Origin of the sequence: Neorhizobium sp. JUb45 (assembly GCF_004343585.1) — a bacterium.
GTDB lineage: Bacteria > Pseudomonadota > Alphaproteobacteria > Rhizobiales > Rhizobiaceae > Neorhizobium.
In genome coordinates this window covers 978,603-1,001,008 of the sequence record NZ_SLYW01000001.1, presented here as the reverse complement: position 1 = coordinate 1,001,008, position 22,406 = coordinate 978,603, and the positions used below count along the sequence as shown (strand labels likewise).

Sequence of the window (22,406 nt, the reverse complement as noted above, 5' to 3'; positions counted from 1 at the left end):
GCCGTTTGAACTCATGAAGAGCAGGACCCGACCATGACTGATTTTGCCTCAGAAGCCGGTTATCTCAAGAATGAAAAACTCAAGAGCGCGCTCCTCCAGCACAATGCGTTCTCGGCAAAGGGTTTTTCAGAGCGCATGTTCGGCCTGCTATTTTCCGGTCTCGTCTACCCGCAGATATGGGAGGACCCGGATGTCGACATGGCGGCGATGGAGCTTTCCGAAGGTCACCGCGTCGTCACCATCGCATCCGGCGGCTGCAACATGCTCGCCTATCTCAGCCGCAGCCCGGAAAAGATCGACGTGGTCGATCTCAACCCGCATCACGTGGCGCTGAACCGTCTGAAACTGTCTGCCTTCCGTCATCTGCCCGGCCACGGTGACGTCGTGCGCCTGCTCGGCCAGCACGATATCGCCTCCAACATCTCCGCCTTCGACAATTTCATCGCACCGCATCTCGACGACACCACCCGCGCCTACTGGCAAAAACGCAGCTTGGGCGGCAAACGCCGCATCGACGTCTTCAAGCGCAACATCTATCGCACCGGTCTGCTCGGCCGCTTCATTGGCGTCGGCCACCTGCTGGCGCGCCTGCACGGTATCGACCTGACCAAGATGGCGGAAGCCAAGTCGCTGCGAGAGCAGCGCCAGTTCTTTGACAGCAGCATCGCGCCGCTGTTCGACAAGCCGTTCATCAAATTCCTCACCAGCCGCAAAAGCTCGCTGTTCGGCCTCGGCATTCCGCCGCAGCAATATGACGAGCTGGCAAGCCTTGCCGATGACGGCTCGATCGCTCCGGTCCTGCGCCAGCGCCTCGAAAAGCTCGCCTGCCATTTTCCGCTGCGCGACAACTATTTTGCCTGGCAGGCCTTTGCCCGCCGTTATCCGCAGCCGCATGAGGGCTCGCTGCCGACCTATTTGCGTGAAGAACATTATCCAGCCATCCGCGACAATGCCGATCGCGTCAACGTCCATCACGCCAGCTTCACCGAGCTTCTGAACCAGAAATCGGCCGCCTCCGTCGATCGTTACATCCTGCTCGATGCGCAGGACTGGATGAACGACGAGCAGCTGAACGACCTCTGGACCGAGATCAGCCGCACCGCCGCCCCCGGCGCCCGCGTCATCTTCCGCACCGCCGCCGAAAAGAGCGTCATTGATGGCCGCCTGTCGCCCGCGATTGCCGATCAGTGGACCTATCAGCAGGCCCGTTCCGAAGAGTTGAACCTGCAGGACCGCTCGGCAATCTATGGCGGCTTCCATATCTACACGAAGAACGCATGAGCGAGGCCGGGCAGATGGCATCGGCACATGAACACAATGGTCTCGAAAACGGTGACCACCAGCATGCGGCCCGCATGGACGGCATGTATCGTTACCAGCGGCACATCTACGATCTCACCCGCAAATATTACCTGTTCGGCCGCGACAAGGCGATCGTCAGCCTCGGCATGGAGCCGGAGCAGACGCTGCTGGAAGTCGGCTGCGGCACCGGCCGCAACCTGCTGCTCGCCCACAAGCATCACAAGGGTGCAAAGCTTTACGGACTTGATATTTCCGCCGAAATGCTGGAAAGCGCCCGCCGCAATTTTCGCGGCAAGGCCGAACAGCCGGTGCTCAAGGTGGCCGACGCCACCACGTTCAGGACATCGGATTTCGCGATCGGCGGCTTCGACCGCATCCTGATCTCCTATGCCCTGTCGATGATCCCCGACTGGGAAGGCGCAATCGATGCGGCGCTTGCAGCCGTGAAACCGGGCGGTTCGCTGCATATCGTCGATTTCGGCCAGCAGGAGCGTCTGCCCGCCTGGTTCCGCGCAGCACTGCAAGCCTGGCTTATCCGCTTCCATGTCACGCCACGCGCCAATCTGCATGAAGCGCTGGAGAAGCGGCTGGCAGACGCCAATGCCGACATGATGTTCGAGGAAATCGGTGGCGGTTACGCCTGGCATGCGATCATCCGCAAGCGGACCTGATCTGCTCCCTGACATGATTGTCATCACCGGCCGGCCTCGCCCGGCTCCAATTTTCCGGTCTTTGTGCTAAACCCGATTCGGCCACACCAGCGAGCATGTGCGGTCGAAGCAGCGCAGCCCCAAGACCGGACCTTTCATGCACCGAGCCCTTCTCGCCCTTGCCGTGACCGCAATGCTGGCCACAGGCTGCACCTCGACCGCTGACCTGCTCGACGCACCGTCGATCAAGGGCACGCGTTTCAAGGACAGCGACCCGCAGGACTTTGGCCGCAACCACCCCGGCCGCCATGAAGTGCACGGCATCGACCTGTCGAAATGGAATGGCACGGATATCGACTGGCAGACGGTGAAAAATTCCGGCGTCGCCTTCGTGTTCATCAAGGGCACCGAAGGCAAGGATCGCATCGATTCCGCCTTCACGACGCATTGGCGGGGTGCCGCCGCTGCCGGCATTCCCCACGCCGCCTATCATTTCTATTATTTCTGCTCGACGCCGGAAGATCAGGCCGACTGGTTCATCCAGAACGTGCCGAAGGAAGCCAACATGCTGCCGCCGGTGCTCGACATGGAATGGAACCATGCCTCGCCCACCTGCAAGCTGAAGCCGGACACGGAAACCGTACGCGATGTGATGCAGCGCTTCATGGACCGGATCGAGGCCCATTACGGCGTGCGGCCGATCATCTACACATCGGTCGATTTCCACCGCGACAGGCTGGTCGGCGCCTTCAGCAACCATCATTTCTGGGTCCGTTCGGTGGCTGCCCATCCGAGCCAGATTTACGCCAACCGCAAATGGACTTTCTGGCAATATACCGCCACCGGCATCATTCCCGGCATCAAGGGCCCGACCGATATCAACGTATTCTCCGGTTCGGAAAAGAGCTGGCGCCAGTGGGTTGCTTCCGCCAACAGGTAGAAGTGCTGTGGCATCTGAAGCAGAAGCGGCCTGCACTTGCAGAAATGACAAGGAACTGATGTAAGACGGCCCTTACTGCGGCCGTTTCCTTGTTTAGGTCACATTGTTTGCGTCACAACAGCCGACGAACCCGTATTCAAGCAATTCCAGCAAAAGTGGGAACCGTTTTTGCGTCCGGAATTGTGATAAACCAATGCCTAGCCACAACAGGAAACATTTTCCATGTCCGTTGCCCGCCGCCTTGCGCTCGCCCTCACCCTTCCCGCCCTTCTGGCCACCACCACGCTGACACAGGCCGCATCGCTGGAGCTTTCCGCCGGCAATGATACCAAGCCGGTTGCCTGCGGCGGCGAACTGCCGGCCTTCCTTGCCGGTATCAAGCAGGAAGCCGTTGCCAAGGGCATTCCGGCCAGCGCCGTCGATACCGCGCTTGCAGGCGCGCAGATCGACCAGAAAGTGCTGTCGCGCGACCGCGCGCAAGGCGTCTTCCGCCAGACTTTTCTTGAATTCTCGCAGCGTACCGTCAGCCAGGCCCGCCTCGATATCGGCCGCCAGAAGATGAGCCAGATGAAGGACATCTTTGGCCGCGCCGAAAGCGAATATGGCGTGCCAGCCGGCGTCATCACCGCCTTCTGGGCTATGGAAACCGATTTCGGCGCCGTGCAGGGCGATTTCAACACCCGCAACGCCCTCGTCACGCTGGCGCATGACTGCCGCCGCCCGCAGCTTTTCCGTCCGCAGCTGATCGCCCTCATCGAGATGGTCCAGCACGGCGACCTCGATCCTGCCACCAACACCGGCGCATGGGCCGGCGAAGTCGGCCAGGTGCAGATGCTGCCGAAGGACATCATCGCCCACGGCGTCGATGGCGACAATTCAGGCCATATCGACGTGAAGAAGTCGTCGGCCGATGCGGTTCTCACGGCCGCCGCCTTCATCAAGTCGCTCGGTTATCGCAAGGGCGAGCCCTGGATCCAGGAAGTGCAGGTTCCGGAAAACCTGCCCTGGGAAAAGACCGGCCTCGGCAACGAGATGCCCGCTTCGGAATGGTTTAAGCTCGGCGTCACCCCGCGTGACGGCGACACCAAGTTCGGAAACCTGCCGGCAGCGCTGATCATGCCGCAGGGCCGCAAGGGACCGGTCTTCCTGACCTACCCGAACTTCAACATCTATCTGGAATGGAACCAGTCGTTCATCTACACGACCTCGGCTGCGTATTTCGCCACCCGCCTGTCCGGCGCCCCGACCTATACCAAGGGCAATCCTGACCCGGCTCTCGATGACGCCGCCATGAAGGACCTGCAGACCAAGCTGCAGGCGCATGGCCACGATGTCGGCAAGATCGACGGCATTCTGGGCTCCGGCACGCGCACGGCCATCCAGAAGGAACAGCAGCGTCTCGGTCTGCCGGCAGACGGCTGGCCAACCCAGCAGCTGGTTCAGGGCCTCTGAGCCAGAACTTACGAACCGAATATCTGCACACGCGCCGCCATCCGTCAAAAATCGGGTGGCGGCGTTTTCATTGCGGGTCTATCCCTGATCATCACAGGAGATTCTGAGCCGCCATGAACGCCTCGACCATGCCAAAACCGGGCGCCAGCGCCTGGGCACTTCTTTTCGTCCTCGGCCTGCTCTGGGGCGGCTCGTTCTTTTTCGCGCGTATCGCGGTCGCCGAAGTCCCACCCTTCACATTGGTCTTCTTCCGGCTGTTCCTCGCGGCTCTTGCGCTGCACATCTTTCTGCGCGGTCGTTTTGGCACATATTCGCTGCTGAGAGAGCATTGGCGCTCCTTTGCCGTGCTCGGCCTCATCAACAACGCCATCCCGCACACGCTGATCTTTTTTGGCCAGACAGAGATTGGCGCCGGGCTTGCCGCCATCCTCAATGCCACCACGCCGATATTCACCGTGCTGATCACCAACCGGTTCACCGAGGATGAAAAGCTCTCGACGGCCAAGATCGTCGGCTGCCTGCTCGGCCTTGCCGGCACCATCGTGCTGATCGGCCCCGGCGTCTTTACCTCCACCGCAGCGCCGCTCTGGGCGCTGATCCTGCCCATTCTGGCCGCGCTCTCCTACGGCTTTGCCGGCACCTATGGAAAACGCTTTCGCGGCCTGCCGGCACCGGTCACCGCCGCCGGCCAGATGACGGCATCGTCGCTGATGATGCTTCCCGTCATGCTGATCGCAGACCAGCCATGGACGCTCGCCTTCCCGTCGATGACGGTCGTCGCCGCCATTCTGGCGCTGGCGCTGCTGTCCACCGCGCTCGGCTATCTCATCTATTTCCGCATCCTGGCGCTGGCCGGCGCCACCTATACGTCGCTGGTGACGCTGCTGGTACCGCCAAGCGCCATTCTTTTAGGCGCCATATTCCTGCATGAACGGCTGGATATCGCCGAAGTGGCCGGCATGGCGCTGATCGGTCTGGGACTTCTGGTGCTCAACGGCATGCTCAAGATCCGTCGCTGATGCGGATCTCGATTCGGATATCCACAGGCCAATTGTGGCAAAGCATCACGGAACGTAACGCTTGTTAACAGCGCGAGCATTTAATTTAAGGGGTGGTTAAGCCTGTTCGTTAATTCGATTTATCCATTTAAATCAGCTAATTAACATGGAGAAAAAGGAGCTTTAGCGTAGGTAACGCCGCATTGCAGCGTAAATTACTGTTTGCAATTGCGGCCAAACCCGCCACAATTAATCTGTCAACGCAAGGAGGCAGATATGGGACGCACTCATTCTCTCAATGTTCTGGTGGTTGGTGCAGCGTTCGTTTTCGTAGCCTCGATGCTTTTCATCTGAGGCCAGCCGCGCCCTTCAACCGGTCATTATCGCATCCATTGACCGTTTGATCTTCAATGCACTTCAAATTGAAAAGGCCCATGATCCGAAAGGAACATGGGCCTCTTTTTTGTGGTTATGGCTGTGCCTTCTCAGGCAGCCGCACCGGCCTTCACCGGCACGCGCTGGCGTCCGAGACGCTCGAGCACGGCATTGGTCAGCGCCGAACGGTTCATCGTGTAGATGTGGAACTCGCCAAGCCCGCGACGGATCAGATCCTCGATCTGCTCGGCGGCAACATCGGCCGCCACTTCGGCACGCGCCACGGCATCGTCCTCGGTGCCGGCAAAACGCTGATCGAGAAATTCCGGCACGGTCGAGCCGCAACGACCGGCAAAACGCTTCAGCATGGTCAGGTTCTGGATCGGCATGATGCCCGGTACGACCGGCAGCGTGATGCCCGCCGCCCTCACCTTGTCCATGTAGCGTTCAAAAACGTCGTTATCGAAGAAGAACTGGGTCAGCGCGCGGTCGGCACCGTTATCGGCCTTGCGTTTCAGCATCTCGATATCGGCATTGGTGTCGAGGCTCTCCGGGTGCTTTTCCGGATAGGCAGAGACGGAAATCTCGAAACCGCCAACGTCCTTCAGCGCCGCCACCAGTTCGGCGGCATTCGCGTAACCATCGGGATGCGGCTGATAGGCAGTGCCGATACCGGCCGACGGGTCGCCGCGCAGCGCCACGATATGGCGCACACCGGCGGCACGCAGTTCCTCGATGACGCCCAAAGTTTCCTCGCGCGCGGCATCCACGCAGGTCAGGTGCGATGCGGCAGCCAGTGGCGTTTCTGCCAAGAGGCGCTGGATCGCAGTCATGGTCGGCGCCTTGGTGGAACCACCGGCGCCGTAGGTCACCGACACGAATTCCGGATTCCAGTCCGTCAGATCGGCCACGGATTCCCACAACTGGGTTTCCATATCGGCCGATTTCGGCGGAAAGAATTCGAAAGAGAGCCGGAAGTTTTTTCCACTCTTCTGTTCGGGGGCTTTCGTCTGCATGGGCGTGAAGTCTCCGATATCAAATAGTGTGTTCCGCAACCTTGCGGTCCGGGGCCTGTGTGTCGGCAAGCAGCAGGCGGCGGTCGCGCGCCAGCCATACGGTCGCCGTCAGCGCGGCCTCGCTTTTGTTGTCGGCATCGAGATCGATCATCTGTTCGACATCGAGACCGGCCTTGTTCATCCATTCGGCCACCAACTGGTGCGAAAAGCCGAGACGGACATGCGCATGTTCATCGCGCAGATATTCGAGGTTATGTGGCGCCAGATCGACGATCAGCAGGCGACCGCCGGGACGCAGCACGCGCGCCGCCTCGCCGATCGCCAGTTCAGGCTGATCGAGGAAATGCAGGACCTGATGGATGGTGACGAGGTCGAAATCCTGTCCTTCCAGCGGCAGATTCAGAATATCGCCGTGCCGCACGGAGGCTTTTACGATGCCGGCCCTGTCGAGATTGGCACGGGCGACCGACAGCATATCACGGCTGGCGTCGATACCAACTGCATGGCGATATACGTTGTGCAGCACCTGCAGAATCAGACCGGTACCGGTGCCGAGATCGAGAAGTGCATCGACCGGATTGGAGCCGACCAGCCGCAGCACGGCATGCTCGACGGCGGCATCGCTCACCAGCAGGCGGCGAAGCTCGTCCCATTCGGAAGCGTTGCGGCTGAAATAGGCTTGAGCACGATCGGAGCGGGCGCGCTTGACAGACGCCAGACGTTCGCCATCGCGCAAGAGAACCGGATCATTGCGATCGGTGCCCGCCAAAAGCGTGCGCACCAGCGTCGCGCCGTCACCCTCGTGGCGCAGGCGAAAATAGGCCCAGGCGCCTTCCTGATACCGTTCAATCAGGTCTTCTTCGGCCAAAAGCTTCAGGTGGCGTGAAATGCGCGGCTGTGACTGTCCGAGAATTTCGGTCATGTCGCTGACCGTCAGGTCTCCGGAGGCCAGAAGCGCCAGCAGGCGGAAACGGGTCTGCTCGCCCGCCGCCTTCAGAACGTCCACCAATGCATCCAGCCCAAGGGCCATGTTTTTCACCAACTCTCAATCAAGATATAAAGATATCTTTATGTGAAGAGTCGTGTCGTTGCAAGTGGAAAGCTATGGGTAGCGCAGATGATTGGCAAAAATGGGAAGGGGCCGTCACCGGCCCCTTCCCTGCAATTTTCACCGATCAGCGCGTCAGGCGCTTGTAGGCCTGGCTACCGGCATTGAGCGCATCCGGGCCGAGGCGGCGGATCTTGTCCTGCTCGTAGTCTTCAAAGTTGCCTTCGAACCATTCGACATGGCCATCGCCTTCGAAGGCGAGGATATGCGTCGCCAGACGGTCAAGAAACATGCGATCGTGGCTGATGATGATGGCGCAACCAGCGAAGTTTTCGAGCGCCGTTTCCAGCGCGCCGAGCGTTTCGGTATCGAGGTCGTTGGTCGGTTCGTCGAGGAGGAGAACGTTGCCGCCAGCTTTCAGCATCTTGGCAAGGTGAACGCGGTTACGCTGACCACCCGAAAGATTGCCGACCTTCTGCTGCTGATCGCCGCCCTTGAAGTTGAAGGCGCCGCAATAGGCACGGGAGTTCATGTCGAACTTGCCGAGCTTGATGATTTCGGCGCCACCGGAGATTTCTTCCCAGACGGTCTTGTCGGCACCCAGCGCATCGCGGCTCTGGTCGACATAACCGAGATGTACGGTATCGCCGACGCGGATCGAACCGGCATCCGGCTTTTCCTGGCCGGTGATCATCTTGAACAACGTGGTTTTACCAGCACCGTTCGGGCCGATGATGCCGACGATACCGCCCGGCGGCAGCTTGATCGACAGGTCGTTGATCAGCGTGCGGCCTTCAAAGCCCTTGGTGATGCCTTCCATTTCGATGACGACATTGCCGAGACGTTCCGACACCGGAATGATGATCTGCGCGTCGCCGGGACGGATGCCGTCGGCGGCGTCCACCAGCTGTTCGTAAGCCTTGATACGGGCCTTGGACTTGGCCTGGCGCGCCTTCGGGCTGGATGCAATCCATTCCTGTTCGCGCGACAGCGCCTTCTGGCGACCGGCTTCCTCGCGATTTTCCTGAAGCATGCGCTTGGCCTTGGCCTGCAGGTAAGCGGAGTAATTGCCTTCGTACGGAATGCCACGGCCGCGGTCGAGTTCGAGAATCCAGCCGGTCACGTTGTCGAGGAAGTAGCGATCGTGGGTAATCATCATCACGGCGCCCGGATAATCGCGCAGGTGCTTTTCCAGCCAGGCGATGGTTTCGGCGTCAAGATGGTTGGTCGGTTCGTCGAGCAGCAGCAGGTCCGGCTGCGACAAAAGCAGGCGGCAAAGCGCGATACGGCGACGTTCACCACCAGAGAGAAGCGTAACGTCGGAATCCTTCGGCGGGCAGCGCAGGGCTTCCATCGCCATTTCGACCTGCTGTTCGAGGTCCCACAGGTTCTGGCTGTCGATGATGTCCTGGAGCTTTGCGCCTTCATCGGCGGTCTCGTCGGAATAGTTCATCATCAGTTCGTTGTAGCGCTCGAGCACGGCGGTCTTGTCGGCAACGCCGACCATGACGTTCTCGAAGGCGGTCTTGGCCGGGTCGAGATGCGGTTCCTGCTCGAGGTAACCGACGGTCGCGCCTTCGGCGAGCCAGGCTTCACCGGTATATTCCTTGTCCTGACCGGCAATGATGCGCAGAACGGTGGACTTACCGGCGCCGTTCGGGCCGAGAATACCGATCTTGGCATCCGGGTAGAAGGACAGGTTGACGTTTTCGAGGATCTTCTTGGCGCCGTAGGACTTGTTCAGTCCCGACATGTGGTAGATGAACTGACGTGCCATCGGTAAAACTGCTCCGGGGAAATTGGTTTGCCGCTATGTAGGCGAAGATCAGGCCCGGGGCAACGCGTGGCGCACCGAAAGCCGCAGCTTTCGATGTCTTAATTGCGTTATTGCAAGGTCGCGTGGTCGATCCGGAACAACTGGAACGGGTTGTCGGCGCCCGTCGGCAGACGGATCAGGCCGGGCCAATCCTGGCCTGCGGACAGAGCATCGTAAAGCGGCGCAGTGCCGATATCGGGTTTGATCGGGAAACGGCAGGCTGCGACATAGTCGAACGGCGCCAATGCGGCGAGACGAATGGCCGGATCGGAGGACAGGAACGCCTCGAACACGCGTTTCATGCCGGGCGATGCGCGATGGAATGGTACCGCAGCAACGGAAAAGCCGGAGGGAAGCGATGGCAAAAGCGTCATTGCCAGTCCTTCGGGCGCAACGATCTTACCTGCCGGCACCGTAGAAAGCGCACCGAAGCTCGCCCGCTTGCACGCATCAAACGACATGAAAGTAGCAGCGTCGAGAATTACCTCGCGGCGCGGCGCCACCGCAACAGCCAAGACTATGACTGCAAGCACAAAGCCGGTTGAGATCATTACGCCGAGATTGGCAAATCTGGAGTACTGAAAACAGGCATTTCTACTGTAGGACATTGCCACGGGAAGAAGGAGGGGAATGAAGGCGAATGCGAAACGCAGATAGCGCCCCATAAAAACGGTGAGCAGAAGGCTGAGCGCGGCAAAGCCCCACATCGCCAGCAACGCATTCCGCCCGGCCTTGAATTCTCTGAAAACGGGAGGCGCACTGAGGATCAAAACCGCCGCCATCAGCGCCTCGAAGGCGATGTTGTTAAATTGACTTTCCTGAATGAAATAGAGAGAACTCGCTTCCTGTGGAATACGATCGAACCAATAGTTTTTTGAGACAGGATCGATCATCCAATAGGGGCCGGAAAGGCAATCTGGAAAGAGACAGATAAACAGCATTATAAAGGCAGCACCCGATAGCAACATCGGAACCAGCCAACCCTTGTGCCTGGCGACCAGCGGCGACAACCCGCCCAGAATTGTTGCGCAGCCGACGAGAAGAAGGATGTATGGCGCAGAAAAGGCGTCGCATTGGGTTGATTTGATGCCGGCAGGCCCAATCAGCACGAATGCTAAGGGAAGCGTCAGCACCAGCATGGATAGGCTCGCGGCATGCAGCACCAAGAGCGCCAGCCTGTCCCTTGCCAGCACGCAGATAAAAAGGCTGGCGAAAGCCATCGCAACGAACGGTATTCCCTCCAGCGCAACGGCAACAGAGACGACACTACCGGTCCCGATCAACACACCGCCACATCGGTCCCAACGGCTTAGGCCGGCAAAAACCGCAGACAAGGCAACGAGTTGAACATTGTGATGGTCTATCCGACCCGGCGCAAACTCCCAGATTGAAAGCACCATCAAAATCGACGTCGCGACCAGAAGCAAGATGCCGATGAGAGAGGATGGTGGGGCAAATCGGCGACAGACGGACGCGGCAAAAAAACAGTAGACGGCAAGCAAGACCGGAGGCCAGATGTTAAAAGCCAGCGAGAACGCAATCTCCTGCCCAATCAGCGGCTTCAGCGCGGAGGCAAGCAGGATGTAAGGGAGATCAACGAGCCGGGACCACGGCGACACATAAGGTTGCGGCAGGTTTATGGACGGCAACGTAAGATCCCACCACCGACCGCCAGGGAGCATGAAAGCGCGAATCTGCGATGCCCGCATGCTATCGTCGATGTCACCGAGATAAAGCAGCCCGTCAACCAGATCCAGCATACAGAGCACGAAAGCGGTAGAGTATAGGATCAGAAAGATCTTCGACAACGAAAGTCGGGAAACGTCGGTTTTATCCACACCAACCAGCGGCTCAAAGGTCGTCACAGTTTTTCCCATCCCCACGCGGAAGATTTGTTCATAACCGTGAAGCGATTAAAATTGCACTACAGCCGCGGCTTCGCGAGACATGATATAACTAACGCGTAACGAGGTCTCGACCGAAAGCAAAAGAAAATCTTATGTTCGAAACAACCTCAAAAATACCAAGCCCGAGCGGCGCCACACTCGCCTATCACCACCAGCCGGCCACGGCATCCGCCATCGGCATCCTCATCATCTGCCACGGGCTGGCCGAACATTCCAAACGCTACCGCGCCTTTGCAGAGGCGATGGCCGCAGCTGGTTTCCATGTCTACGCCCACGACCACCGCGGCCATGGCGAGACGACGGCGGAAGGCGCACCGATCGGCCGGTTTGCCTGGCGTGACGGCATCACTGCCACCATTCGCGACGTCAAGGCGATGCGGGACTTTGCGGCGACGGCACATCCCGGCCTGCCGGTCGTCCTGTTCGGCCATTCGATGGGCGGGTTGATTGCGCTTAATGCCGTACAGGATTTTCCGGCAAGCTTCGATGCTCTGGCGATCTGGAATTCCAATTTCAATCCGGGCCTTGCCGGCCGCGCCGCGCAGATCGTGCTGAAGACCGAGCGGGCACTGAAGGGCTCGGATGTACCAAGCACACTATTGCCAAAACTCACTTTTGGCGCCTGGAACAAATCGATCGGCGAAGGCCGTACCGATTTCGACTGGCTGAGCCGCGACCACGCCGCCGTCGATGCCTATATCGCCGATCCGCTTTGCGGTTTTAATGCCAGCGTTTCCCTGTGGCTGGATATTTTCGATCTGACATTTCGCGGCACCGAAACCGATCGTCTGGAAACGCTGCCCAAGACGCTGCCCATCCATCTCGTCGGCGGCGGGCGCGATCCGGCAACCGGTAACGGTCAGGCCATCAAGTGGCTCAGTCGCCGCCTGCAGACACTCAGCATGACCAATGTCACCTGCAATATCGACCGCGACATGCGCCACGAAACACTGAACGAGATCGGCGCAGAGGCAGCGATCACCGAATTTGCAGCATGGGCCACGCGCGTTTTGCCAAAACAATCCGCCACCCTCGTACCCGACTAGGAATGACCTCATGATTTAAAATCACGTGCCGGCCTGAGGACTTGCCGCTATCAAGTTGATCGAGGACATGCCCTGCCGAAAACCGCGGCGGCATGATGACGGCACGGCGGAGGAGAACGCATGACGGACATAGAGACGAAAAAACCGCCACTTTCCGGCATTCGCGTTCTCGAACTCGCCCGCGTTCTCGCCGGACCATGGGCCGGCCAGATGCTGGCCGACATGGGGGCCGATGTCATCAAGGTGGAAAACCCCGATGGTGGCGACGATACCCGCGCCTGGGGGCCGCCCTTCGTCGAAAGTGTTTCCGGCGAAAACCTGTCCGCCGCCTATTATCATTCCACCAATCGCGGCAAACGCTCGATCGCCATCGACCTCAAGACTGAGGAAGGTCAGGCGACCGTCCGCGAATTGGCGGCCCGCGCCGACGTGCTGATCGAAAACTTCAAACGCGGCGGACTGGAAAAATACGGGCTCGATTACGAGAGCCTCAAAAAGACCAATCCCAAGCTGGTCTATTGCTCGATCACCGGTTTTGGTCAGGACGGCCCTTATGCCGATCTCGCCGGTTACGATTACATCGTACAGGGCATGTCCGGTTTCATGTCGGTCACTGGCACGCCAGACGGAGAGCCGATGAAGGCGGGCGTCGCCATTGCCGACATTTTTACCGGCATCTATGCCGTCACCGCCATTCAAGCCGCGCTGATCCATGTGATGAAGACCGGCGAAGGCCAGTTCGTCGACATGGCGCTTCTCGATGTGCAGGCCGGCATCCTTGCCAACCAGAACATGAATTATCTGGTCTCCGGCAATGCCCCGACGCGGCTCGGCAATGCCCACCCCAATATCAGCCCTTACGAAGTGGTGCCGGTGGCCGATGGCCATATCATTCTCGCCATCGGCAATGACGGCCAGTTTCGTCGCCTGACAAAAATTCTCGGCATCGAATCGATGGCCGACGACCCGCTTTTCGCCACCAACAAGGCGCGCGTCGCCAACCGCGCCGGCGTGCGCGGCATGGTCACGACGGAAACAGCCAAATGGCAAAAGGCCGACCTGCTGGAGGCCTGCGGCAAGGCCGCAGTGCCGGCCGGACCGATCAATTCCATCGCCGAAATGTTCGACGACCCGCAGGTGATTGCGCGCCGACTGCGCATCGATCTCGAGGCCGAGGACGGCACCGTCATCCCCGGTGTGCGCAGCCCGATCGTGCTGTCGAAAACGCCGCTCAGCTATCATCGGCCAAGCCCCGCGCTCGGCCAGCACACGGACGAAATTCTGGCGGAGCTGAAAGAGCCCGCAGCAAAACCATCGAAAGGACAGATGTGATGAAGACCGGTGGCCAGCTCATTGTCGAGGCACTGAAGGCGAATGGCGTCAAACGCGTTTCCTGCGTTCCCGGCGAAAGTTATCTCGCCGTGCTCGATGCGCTGCATGACAGTGACATCGACGTCCTTGTCTGCCGTCAGGAAGGCGGCGCGGCGATGATGGCGGATTGCTGGGGGCGCCTCACCGGCGAGCCGGGCATCTGCATGGTCACCCGTGGTCCCGGTGCCACCAATGCCTCTGCCGGCCTGCATGTGGCCAAACAGGACAGCATCCCGATGATCCTGTTCGTCGGCCAGATCGGCCGCGACATGAAGGAGCGCGAGGCCTTTCAGGAGGTCGAATACCGCCGCGCCTTCACCGAATTTGCCAAATGGGTGGGTGAGATCGACGATGCCCGCCGCATCCCGGAATTCGTCACCCGCGCCTTCAGCGTGGCCACCTCGGGCCGTCCCGGCCCGGTCGTGCTGACACTGCCGGAAGACATGCTGGTGGAAGAGGTCGAGGCCGTTGCGGCAAAACCCTATACACCGGTCGAAAGCCATCCCGGCGCCTCGCAGATCGCCACCTTCGCCTCGGTTCTGTCCAAGGCCAAACGGCCGATGTTCATTCTCGGCGGTACCCGCTGGAGCGAACAGGCGGTGGCGGATTTCCAGACATTTGCCGAAAAATTTCAGGTGCCGGTCGGCTGCTCCTTCCGCCGTCAGATGCTATTCGATCACGCCCACCCGAACTATGCCGGCGATGTCGGCATCGGCATCAACCCGGCACTGTCGAAGCAAATCAAGGAATCCGATCTCCTTATCCTGCTCGGCGGACGACTGTCGGAAATGCCGTCCTCGGGCTACACGCTGGTCGATATCCCCTACCCGGCACAGGCGTTTGTCCACGTCTACCCAGACCCGGAGGAACTCGGCCGCGTCTATCGCCCCGATCTCGCCATCTGCGCGGCACCGGCCGAATTCGTGGCGGCGCTGAAAGATCTTCCGGCACCGAAAAAGCCGGTCTGGGCGGAACGGACCGCCGAGATGCACGCGGCCTACGAGACATGGTCGACACCGCCCAAGACCGGCCCCGGCAATGTGCAGATGGGTCCGATCATGGAATGGATCGAAGCCAACACACCGAAGGATGCGATCTTCACCAATGGTGCGGGCAACTACGCCACCTGGCTGCACCGTTTCCACCGTTTCCAGCGGTTCAACACGCAGGCCGCCCCCACATCCGGCTCGATGGGCTACGGCCTTCCCGCAGCCGTTGCCGCCAAGCAGTTGTTTCCGCAGCGTGAGGTCGTGTGTTTTGCCGGAGACGGCTGCTTTCTGATGCACGGGCAGGAATTCATCACCGCCGTGCGTTACGACCTGCCGATCATCACCGTTCTGGTCAATAACGGCATCTTCGGCACGATCCGCATGCATCAGGAACGCGAGTATCCCGGCCGTGTCAGTGGTACCGATCTGGTGAACCCGGATTTCGTGGCCTACGCCCAGGCCTTTGGCGGCCATGGCGAACTGGTGGAGACGACGGAAGATTTTGGCCCGGCCTATGAGCGGGCACGCGCCAGCGGCAAGCCTTCCATCATCGAGGTGCGGCTTGATCCCGAGGCGATCACGCCAGCCAAAACGTTGACACAGATCCGCGACAAGGCTTGAACGAAAAAGGCCGGGGCATCAAATGATGCCCCGGCCTTTTCATTGAACAGTCAAAAGAATCAGATCGCCGCGGTGACGATGAATTCGACCTTGTACTTCGGCGCAGCCAGCTTGGCTTCGCTGGTGGCGCGTGCTGGCGTGTTTGCCGGATCAACCCATGCTTCCCAGGCAGCGTTCATTTCCGCGAAGTAGGAAATGTCCGAGATGTAGATCAGCGTCTGCAGGATCTTGGACTTGTCCGTACCGGCAGCAGCCAGCAGACGGTCAACTTCGCCCAGCGCGTCCTTGCACTGTTCGGTAACCGTTTCACCTTCGCCAACCTGGCCAGCCAGATAAACGGTGTTGCCGTGGACGACTGCGCCGCTCATGCGGGCGCCGGAATCGATACGCTTGATGGTCATGGGAATGCTCCTCGAGAAAAATGCGAGCGTGGAGAAGCCGGCACCGGAAGGGTGCCGGAGGCGAAAATCAGCCGCGGAAACGCTGGCTCTGTTCGTAAATGGCGGTCGAGCGGGCGCCCGAGCGGCAATAGCCGAGCATTGGCTTGGGCAGGTCTTCCAGCGCATCGACCATTTCGGTTACGCCTTCAGGCGTAAGCCCCATGCGGCCGACCGGGATATGGCGGATCTGGATACCCAGTTCCTGCGCCCGCGCGGCAACATCGGCAAAAGCGGGCTGACCCGGCTCTTCCTCGTCAGGACGATGGCAGACGATCGACTTGAACCCTTCAGCCTTCACCTGATCGACGTCCTCGACTGTGATCTGGCCGCTGACCGAATACTCGTCGTTGACCTGGCGGATATCCATGCGTGAGCCTCCAGCTTTTTCAGTTGCCGCACACTTAGCGTGATGCGCCGCGAAGCGTCAATGCGAGCCGCGGCAATGATTTAGACAAAAACAAAACGCAGCGCGTAGTCGGCACTTTCGCCGGGCTGCAGCATGGCAAGCTCGCCGCTTCTGGCAAGTTCGCCACGCTCCGCCAGCCGATGCGACACCGGCTCGATGCCGAGCACATGCGCCGGCGCCTTCTGGTTTCGCCACATCTGCAGATAAGGCAACGTATCGGTCCTGAACCTGACGTGCAGCGTGCGGCCATCGAGCGCGGCGATCGGCCCAAGCGTCACTTCCGCCCATTCCTCGCCGTCCGGGGCAGCCGGCAGGCAAAACACGCTGCCCGGTTCCTCGCCGAAATTCCACGGCAGCGCGCCACCTTCGAACATCTTGCCGCCAAGCCGAACACCATCATCGAACAGCCATGCGCCGAGGTTCATATGATACATATGAACGCGCGCAAATGGCGTCGAACCGGCATTCGTCACGCGGTCTCTGAGAGACACTTCCCCCGTCTGCCCGTCGATGCGCCAGTGGCGTTCCAGCAGCGCGGAACCACCGTCGGCAAGCGCGACTGCCACCTTTGCATGGCATTCGGCATCGTCACCCTGCGCATCCCAGAACAGGATGTCTGCCGGGTGGGCGGAGAAGGATCCATGCAGCGGGTATTTTTTGCCATCCATGCGCCCGGCGATCGCATCGGGGTGACGGATATGATCCGGCCCGCAGGTGAACAGAAATCCTTCGAGCGAATGATCGATACGCGGATCGCCATCGTCGGGGATAGCCCTGCCCGGCGCAACATCGATGCCATCAACGATGCACGAACCGATATCGAGAACCGAAACGGGGTCGAGGAACAGTTTTGGCCCTGCGCCAGTGGAAAATGCCTTCATGCTTGCCTCCCCCCGAGACTATGTTCATTGGTAAACGAACAAACACGTGAATTTTAACAGGACCTTCACCACGAATTCATTTTTTCCATACTAGAGTCGCAATTAACTAGTCAGGAACAAAGAGCTCGAACGTTGGAACGAGGCGCCACCCTTGCGGGTTGGTGAAGAAGTTTAAGGATCGGTGATATCGTGAAGCGCAGTCTCGTTACAAGTCTCAGCCTCATTGCCCTGACCGCGGTTGCTGCTCCGGTTCAGGCGCAGGTCATGTATCGTGATTATGGCGGCGCGCCGCAATACCAGTACGAGCGCCAGTATGGCGGCGAGCAGCCAACCCTCGTCACGCCCGAAGGCTATATCCTCGATTACACGCCGGAGCCCGGCGAATTCGTCGTGACGCGAGACCGAAATGGCCGGCGGACCTATATGGACCGCGCCGGCAATGTGGTTGCCACCGAAATGCAGCAGCAGAACCGTCGTGATCGCGGTGGTTATGCGCGCAGCGAGCAGATGCCCGGCGTCTCCCCCGGCTATCGCGATTACCGTGATTATCGCGGCAATGGCAGCAATGGCGGCCAGTATGATGGCGAAGTCACCGGCTCGGTGCCGGATCGCGGCTCGATCACCCGCCTGCCGCTCGATGCGCCGTCCAACGATCCGGCGCAATACGATCCGAACTACGCCTCGATCGAACCGAACCAGACCCAGCCTCTCGGCCCCGAGCCGAGACATTCCGGCACGACGATCACGGTCACCAACAAGCCGCAGGCCGAGATCGCCGCACTGCAGGTATTCCTCGACCGCGAAGGCATTTCGCCGGGCGTGATCGACGGCCGTCTCGGCGATAACGTCAACAAGGCTATCGCCGCCTGGCAGGAAATGACCGGCGAGACACTCGACCCGAACAATGCCGAGGATATCGTCCAGCGCCTCTCCTATTCTGGCGGCATGCCGATCGTCGAATACACGATCACCGCTGCCGATGCGGCCGGGCCCTACGTCGCCTCCATTCCCGACGATTACGCCCACAAGGCGCAGCTGCCGGCCCTTTCCTACACCTCGACCAGCGAAAAACTGGCCGAGCAGTTTCATATGGACGAGGGCTACCTGAAGGCGATCAATCCCAATGTCGACTTCACCATTCCGGGGACGATCATCAAGGTGATCAGCCCCGGCCAGCCCAAGACGGGCGAAGTCACCCGCATCATTGCAGACAAGGGCCGCAAGCAGGTGTTTGCCTATGGCGCGGACGGCAAGCTGATTTCGGCCTATCCGGCGACGATCGGCTCTTCGGACACGCCCTCGCCCGTCGGCAACCACACGGTTGCCCGCATCGCCCTGAACCCGGGTTATACCTACAATCCGAAAATCAATTTCACGCAGGGTGAAAACCGCGAAATCCTGCAGATCCCGCCGGGTCCGAACGGCCCGGTCGGCACGGTCTGGATCGCCTTGTCAAAACCTACCTACGGCATCCACGGCACGCCGGAGCCATCGAAGATCGGCAAGACCAACAGCCATGGCTGTATCCGCCTCACCAACTGGGATGCGACGGAACTGGCCAAGATGGTGAAGCCGGGCACGACGGTAGAGTTCGTCGAATAATCGCCAAGTGATCAAACAAACAAAGGCCCCGGAAGCACGCTTCCGGGGCCTTTGTTTTTACGATGTGACTCAAGCAGCCTGACGGCGGAACGAAAAGATGCGCGGCAGACCGGAGCGCACCACCCGCACCGGCATCAACCGCATCACTTCGGTCGCAAAAGCCGCCGCGTTTTCACGCGCCTTGTCGACATTGCTGACCTTGGCCGGATCCAGCGTGTGCAGCGTGCCACCCACTTCAAAAAGCTCCTTGAAGGCGTTGCGTTCGTTGATCGGCGTGTTCAGCACATTGACGCCGCGTGCGGCCAGCAGGCCCTTGATGGCCACCAGCGCTTTTGTCGTCACCATCGAGGCGACACGCGTCAGAACCACCGAATGGGCGATGTCGAGACCCGCCTTTTCCTTCATCATCGCGAGAAGATCGAGAATCTGCGCCGCACCCTTGGCGTCCATGGCCGAACCCTGAACCGGGATCATCACGTGGTCGGACAGACCGATGGCCGTCGTCACCAGCGCGTCACGAGCACCGGCGAGATCGATGATGAAATAGTCGGTTCGATCCGCCATATCGCGCAAATGACATTGCAGCGAGGCGAGACTGACCTCGGAGATCACGTCGATATTGCGCAACGCCCCCGACATCTGCGCCCATTGGCTGATCCAGCGCTGCGGATCGGCGTCGATCAGCGTGACGCGATGACCGGAATGGGCAAGCTCGGTGGCCAGCAGAAGTGCTGCCGTCGTCTTGCCGGCGCCGCCCTTGGCATTGGCGAATGAAATCACTGGCATGCGAAAATCCTTGAAAAGGTGCGAGCCGCATCGCTCCTGGAGGCACCGGGAAACATGGTGCCGAGATTCACATCCTTTCCAAACATGGTTAACGAGATATTAATTCAGGTGTCGTTAATATAATCATTGAGTTTTGAGCTTAGGCTTCAGAACGTAAAAACCCGCAGCCAAGCCGCGGGTTTTGCTCCATATTTTCATGGCCGATTAAAAACGCCTCGACAACGGAACAGTTAAAAGCAGTCGCGAAACAGAGCTTTTGTGTTTTCCAGCGTTAACGGAACCGGATTGCCGCCGGCACTCGGATCCTCGATCGCCATCGCCGCAAGCTCGTCGATACGGTCAGGCGTGATTCCCATGGCCGTCAGCGTATCGGGCACGCCAAGCTCGGAGCGCAGTGACAGGACGTAATCGTAAAATCCGTCAAACCCGCCGGTTATGCCGAGATAAGCAGCAGCGCGAGAAATCTTGTCCTCGATCGCAGCGCGGTTGAAACGCAGCACGGCCGGCATCACCACCGCATTCGTCATGCCATGATGGGTGTTGTAGACGGCGCCGATCGGGTGCGACAGCGCATGGATGGCGCCAAGCCCCTTCTGGAAGGCGACGGCACCCATGGCGGCGGCCGACATCATGTTGGTACGGGCTTCCAGATCGGTCCCTTCCCTGTAGGCGCGCGGCAAAAATTCCTTCACCAGTCGTAGGCCTTCAAGCGCGATGCCGGCCGACATCGGGTGATAGAAGGGCGAGGAATAGGCTTCGAGGCAATGCGCGAACGCATCCATGCCGGTGCCGGCGGTGATCACTTTTGGCATGCCGACCGTCAGTTCCGGATCGCAGATCACCACGCCGGGCAAAAACTTCGGGTGAAAGATGATCTTTTTCACATGCGTCTGCGAATTGGTGATGACCGAGGCGCGACCGACTTCCGAACCGGTGCCGGCCGTGGTCGGAACGGCGACGATCGGCGCGATGCCCTCGACCGACGCCCGCGTCCACCAGTCGCCGATGTCCTCGAAATCCCAGACAGGCCGGGTCTGCCCGACCATGAAGGCCACGCATTTGCCGAGATCCAGCCCTGAGCCGCCACCAAAGGCCACGACGCCGTCATGCCCGCCATCGCGAAACGCCTTGATGCCTGCTTCGAGGTTGATCTCGTTCGGGTTGGGATCGACATTGGCAAACAGCGCGCGCCCGAGACCCGCCTCCTCCAGCACGTCGAGAGCCGTCAGCGTGATCGCCATGGTCGACAGGCCGCGATCGGTAATAAGCAGCGGCTTTTTCATGCCGAGCGACTTGGCTGCCTCGGCCAGTTCCCTGATCCGGCCACGGCCCATCTTGACGACGGTGGGATAACTCCAGTTCGCAACGATGTTCATGCTGTGACCTTCTTCAGGTGATAGGACTTTGGACGCGTGAGATTGTGGAAGCCGAGAACCGAGAGCGAACCGCCCCGGCCGGTCTGCTTGACGCCGGTCCAGACCAGCGCAGGGTCGAGATAATCGGCGCGGTTCATGAACACGGTGCCTGTCTCGATTTCGGCACCGATCCGCGACGCCCGCTCGACGTCCTTTGTCCAGAGCGAAGCGGTGAGGCCATACTGGCTGTCGTTCATGAGCGCCAAAGCCTCGTCATCGCCCTTCACCTTCATGATGCCGACCGCCGGCCCAAAGGTTTCCTCGCGCATGAAGGCCATGGAGTGATCGACATTCACCAGAACCTGCGGCGCGAGATAGGCGCCACCATCATCGGCCGGAAACAGTTTTGCATCGACCAGCGCCTTGGCGCCCTTGGCAACGGCATCCGCCACCTGCTCGCGCACCAGTTTGGCAAACCGCTTATTGGCCATCGGCCCGAGTGTTGTCTCCGCATCCAGCGGATTGCCAAGCTTGTAGTTAGACACCCACGCCACCGACTTTTCGACAAAGGCGTCGTAGAGGCTTTCATGCACATAGACGCGTTCGATACCACAGCAGCACTGGCCCGAATTGAAGGTCGCACCGTCCATCAGCGTATCGACCGCCGCATCCAGATCGGCATCCTCCATCACGTAACCGGGGTCCTTGCCGCCAAGCTCCAGTCCCAACCCGGTAAAGGTGCCGGCAGCGGCCCGCTCGATGGCACGCCCGCCCTCCACCGAACCGGTGAAATTGATGAAGTTGAAGGAGCCAGCCGCAATCAGCGCAGCACTCGTCTCGTGATCGAGAAAGACGTTCTGAAACACGTCATCCGGCACGCCGGCCTCGATAAAGGCACGCACCATCCGCTCGCCCACCAGCAGCGTCTGCGCCGCATGTTTGATGATGACGGTATTGCCGGCCATCAGCGCCGGCGCCACCGTGTTGATGGCGGTCATGTATGGATAGTTCCATGGTGCGATGACGAAGACGACGCCATGCGGCTCGCGTTCGATGCGGCGGGCAAAATTTTGGCTGTCCTCCACCTCGATCGGTTTCAGCGCATCGGCGGCGATGGAGGCGACATAGTTGGAGCGTTCGTTGAAGCCGCGAAATTCACCGCCATAGCGCACCGGCCGTCCCATCATCCAGGCCAGTTCCGGCACCACCTCGTCCACCATCTCGTTCAGCCGGGCGACACCTTTCATCACCAGTTGCACGCGGTCTTCCAGCGGCCGCTTCGCCCAGCTTTTCTGTGCCTTTTTTGCCCGCGCGACAGCCTCTTTCGCGGCATCGAGAGAGAGCACCGGCCGCTCGGCATAAACCGAGCCATACACCGGCGAAATGCATTGGATCATCGTCATTT

Annotated in this window: 19 protein-coding genes; 9 read left to right on the top strand and 10 right to left on the bottom strand. The window is 60.0% G+C overall.

Annotated features, from left to right (window positions below):
• The first annotated feature begins 33 nt into the window (after positions 1 to 33).
• The 5 genes from EDF70_RS04785 (at position 34) to EDF70_RS04765 (ending at position 5,363) form a co-directional block, all read left to right on the top strand.
• Complete coding sequence (locus EDF70_RS04785) at positions 34 to 1,281, top strand: DUF3419 family protein (RefSeq protein ID WP_132272161.1); 1,248 nt, start codon at positions 34 to 36, stop codon at positions 1,279 to 1,281.
• 14 nt (positions 1,282 to 1,295) lie between these two features.
• Positions 1,296 to 1,973 carry a class I SAM-dependent methyltransferase gene (locus EDF70_RS04780; protein ID WP_132272571.1) on the top strand — a complete coding sequence of 226 codons (678 nt, stop codon included), beginning with the start codon at positions 1,296 to 1,298 and terminating at the stop codon, positions 1,971 to 1,973.
• Between the two features lie 136 nt (positions 1,974 to 2,109).
• Complete coding sequence (locus EDF70_RS04775) at positions 2,110 to 2,892, top strand: GH25 family lysozyme (protein WP_132272160.1); 783 nt, start codon at positions 2,110 to 2,112, stop codon at positions 2,890 to 2,892.
• A 222-nt stretch (positions 2,893 to 3,114) separates the two neighbouring features.
• The gene (locus EDF70_RS04770; protein WP_132272159.1) at positions 3,115 to 4,344 is read left to right on the top strand and encodes a lytic murein transglycosylase; all 1,230 of its coding nucleotides are present in this window, start codon (positions 3,115 to 3,117) and stop codon (positions 4,342 to 4,344) included.
• A gap of 113 nt (positions 4,345 to 4,457) precedes the next feature.
• Positions 4,458 to 5,363 (top strand): DMT family transporter, encoded by a 906-nt coding sequence (locus tag EDF70_RS04765; RefSeq protein ID WP_132272158.1) that lies wholly within the window; start codon positions 4,458 to 4,460, stop codon positions 5,361 to 5,363.
• A 464-nt stretch (positions 5,364 to 5,827) separates the two neighbouring features.
• Here the strand turns inward: EDF70_RS04765 and metF are convergent, their stop codons facing one another.
• The 4 genes from metF to EDF70_RS04745 form a co-directional block, all read right to left on the bottom strand.
• Positions 5,828 to 6,733: a methylenetetrahydrofolate reductase [NAD(P)H] gene (metF, locus tag EDF70_RS04760; RefSeq protein ID WP_132272157.1), complete on the bottom strand. Its 906-nt coding sequence runs from the start codon at positions 6,731 to 6,733 to the stop codon at positions 5,828 to 5,830.
• A gap of 19 nt (positions 6,734 to 6,752) precedes the next feature.
• Complete coding sequence (locus EDF70_RS04755) at positions 6,753 to 7,763, bottom strand: metalloregulator ArsR/SmtB family transcription factor (protein WP_132272156.1); 1,011 nt, start codon at positions 7,761 to 7,763, stop codon at positions 6,753 to 6,755.
• A 145-nt stretch (positions 7,764 to 7,908) separates the two neighbouring features.
• On the bottom strand, positions 7,909 to 9,558 hold the full coding sequence (gene ettA, locus EDF70_RS04750; RefSeq protein ID WP_132272155.1) for an energy-dependent translational throttle protein EttA: 1,650 nt from the start codon (positions 9,556 to 9,558) through the stop codon (positions 7,909 to 7,911).
• 107 nt (positions 9,559 to 9,665) lie between these two features.
• Positions 9,666 to 11,462 (bottom strand): hypothetical protein, encoded by a 1,797-nt coding sequence (locus EDF70_RS04745; protein ID WP_132272154.1) that lies wholly within the window; start codon positions 11,460 to 11,462, stop codon positions 9,666 to 9,668.
• Positions 11,463 to 11,596: 134 nt separating this feature from the next.
• Here EDF70_RS04745 and EDF70_RS04740 point away from each other — a divergent pair, with 134 nt between their 5' ends.
• From EDF70_RS04740 to EDF70_RS04730, 3 genes are all read left to right on the top strand, one after another.
• Positions 11,597 to 12,550, top strand: a complete 954-nt coding sequence (locus tag EDF70_RS04740) for an alpha/beta hydrolase (RefSeq protein WP_132272153.1) — start codon at positions 11,597 to 11,599, stop codon at positions 12,548 to 12,550.
• A 120-nt stretch (positions 12,551 to 12,670) separates the two neighbouring features.
• Positions 12,671 to 13,882 carry a CaiB/BaiF CoA-transferase family protein gene (locus tag EDF70_RS04735; RefSeq protein ID WP_132272152.1) on the top strand — a complete coding sequence of 404 codons (1,212 nt, stop codon included), beginning with the start codon at positions 12,671 to 12,673 and terminating at the stop codon, positions 13,880 to 13,882.
• Positions 13,882 to 15,531, top strand: coding sequence for a thiamine pyrophosphate-binding protein (locus tag EDF70_RS04730; RefSeq protein ID WP_165931936.1), 1,650 nt, complete (start codon positions 13,882 to 13,884; stop codon positions 15,529 to 15,531). Before EDF70_RS04735 ends, EDF70_RS04730 begins: the two co-directional genes overlap by 1 nt.
• Before the next feature lie 59 nt (positions 15,532 to 15,590).
• Here the strand turns inward: EDF70_RS04730 and EDF70_RS04725 are convergent, their stop codons facing one another.
• From EDF70_RS04725 to EDF70_RS04715, 3 genes are all read right to left on the bottom strand, one after another.
• Positions 15,591 to 15,932 (bottom strand): RidA family protein, encoded by a 342-nt coding sequence (locus tag EDF70_RS04725; protein WP_132272150.1) that lies wholly within the window; start codon positions 15,930 to 15,932, stop codon positions 15,591 to 15,593.
• A 67-nt stretch (positions 15,933 to 15,999) separates the two neighbouring features.
• Complete coding sequence (locus EDF70_RS04720) at positions 16,000 to 16,338, bottom strand: TIGR01244 family sulfur transferase (RefSeq protein WP_132272149.1); 339 nt, start codon at positions 16,336 to 16,338, stop codon at positions 16,000 to 16,002.
• Between the two features lie 80 nt (positions 16,339 to 16,418).
• Positions 16,419 to 17,258: a DUF4432 family protein gene (locus EDF70_RS04715; protein ID WP_132272148.1), complete on the bottom strand. Its 840-nt coding sequence runs from the start codon at positions 17,256 to 17,258 to the stop codon at positions 16,419 to 16,421.
• 189 nt (positions 17,259 to 17,447) lie between these two features.
• Between EDF70_RS04715 and EDF70_RS04710 the strand changes: the two genes are divergently transcribed.
• Positions 17,448 to 18,860 carry a L,D-transpeptidase gene (locus EDF70_RS04710; protein WP_165931935.1) on the top strand — a complete coding sequence of 471 codons (1,413 nt, stop codon included), beginning with the start codon at positions 17,448 to 17,450 and terminating at the stop codon, positions 18,858 to 18,860.
• Positions 18,861 to 18,929: 69 nt separating this feature from the next.
• Here the strand turns inward: EDF70_RS04710 and EDF70_RS04705 are convergent, their stop codons facing one another.
• The 3 genes from EDF70_RS04705 to EDF70_RS04695 form a co-directional block, all read right to left on the bottom strand.
• Positions 18,930 to 19,646: a ParA family protein gene (locus EDF70_RS04705; RefSeq protein ID WP_132272147.1), complete on the bottom strand. Its 717-nt coding sequence runs from the start codon at positions 19,644 to 19,646 to the stop codon at positions 18,930 to 18,932.
• 230 nt (positions 19,647 to 19,876) lie between these two features.
• On the bottom strand, positions 19,877 to 21,022 hold the full coding sequence (locus EDF70_RS04700) for an iron-containing alcohol dehydrogenase (RefSeq protein ID WP_132272146.1): 1,146 nt from the start codon (positions 21,020 to 21,022) through the stop codon (positions 19,877 to 19,879).
• Entirely contained in the window at positions 21,019 to 22,404 is a 1,386-nt protein-coding gene (locus tag EDF70_RS04695; protein WP_132272145.1) for an aldehyde dehydrogenase family protein, read from the bottom strand. Before EDF70_RS04695 ends, EDF70_RS04700 begins: the two co-directional genes overlap by 4 nt.
• Between the last annotated feature and the right edge of the window lie 2 nt (positions 22,405 to 22,406).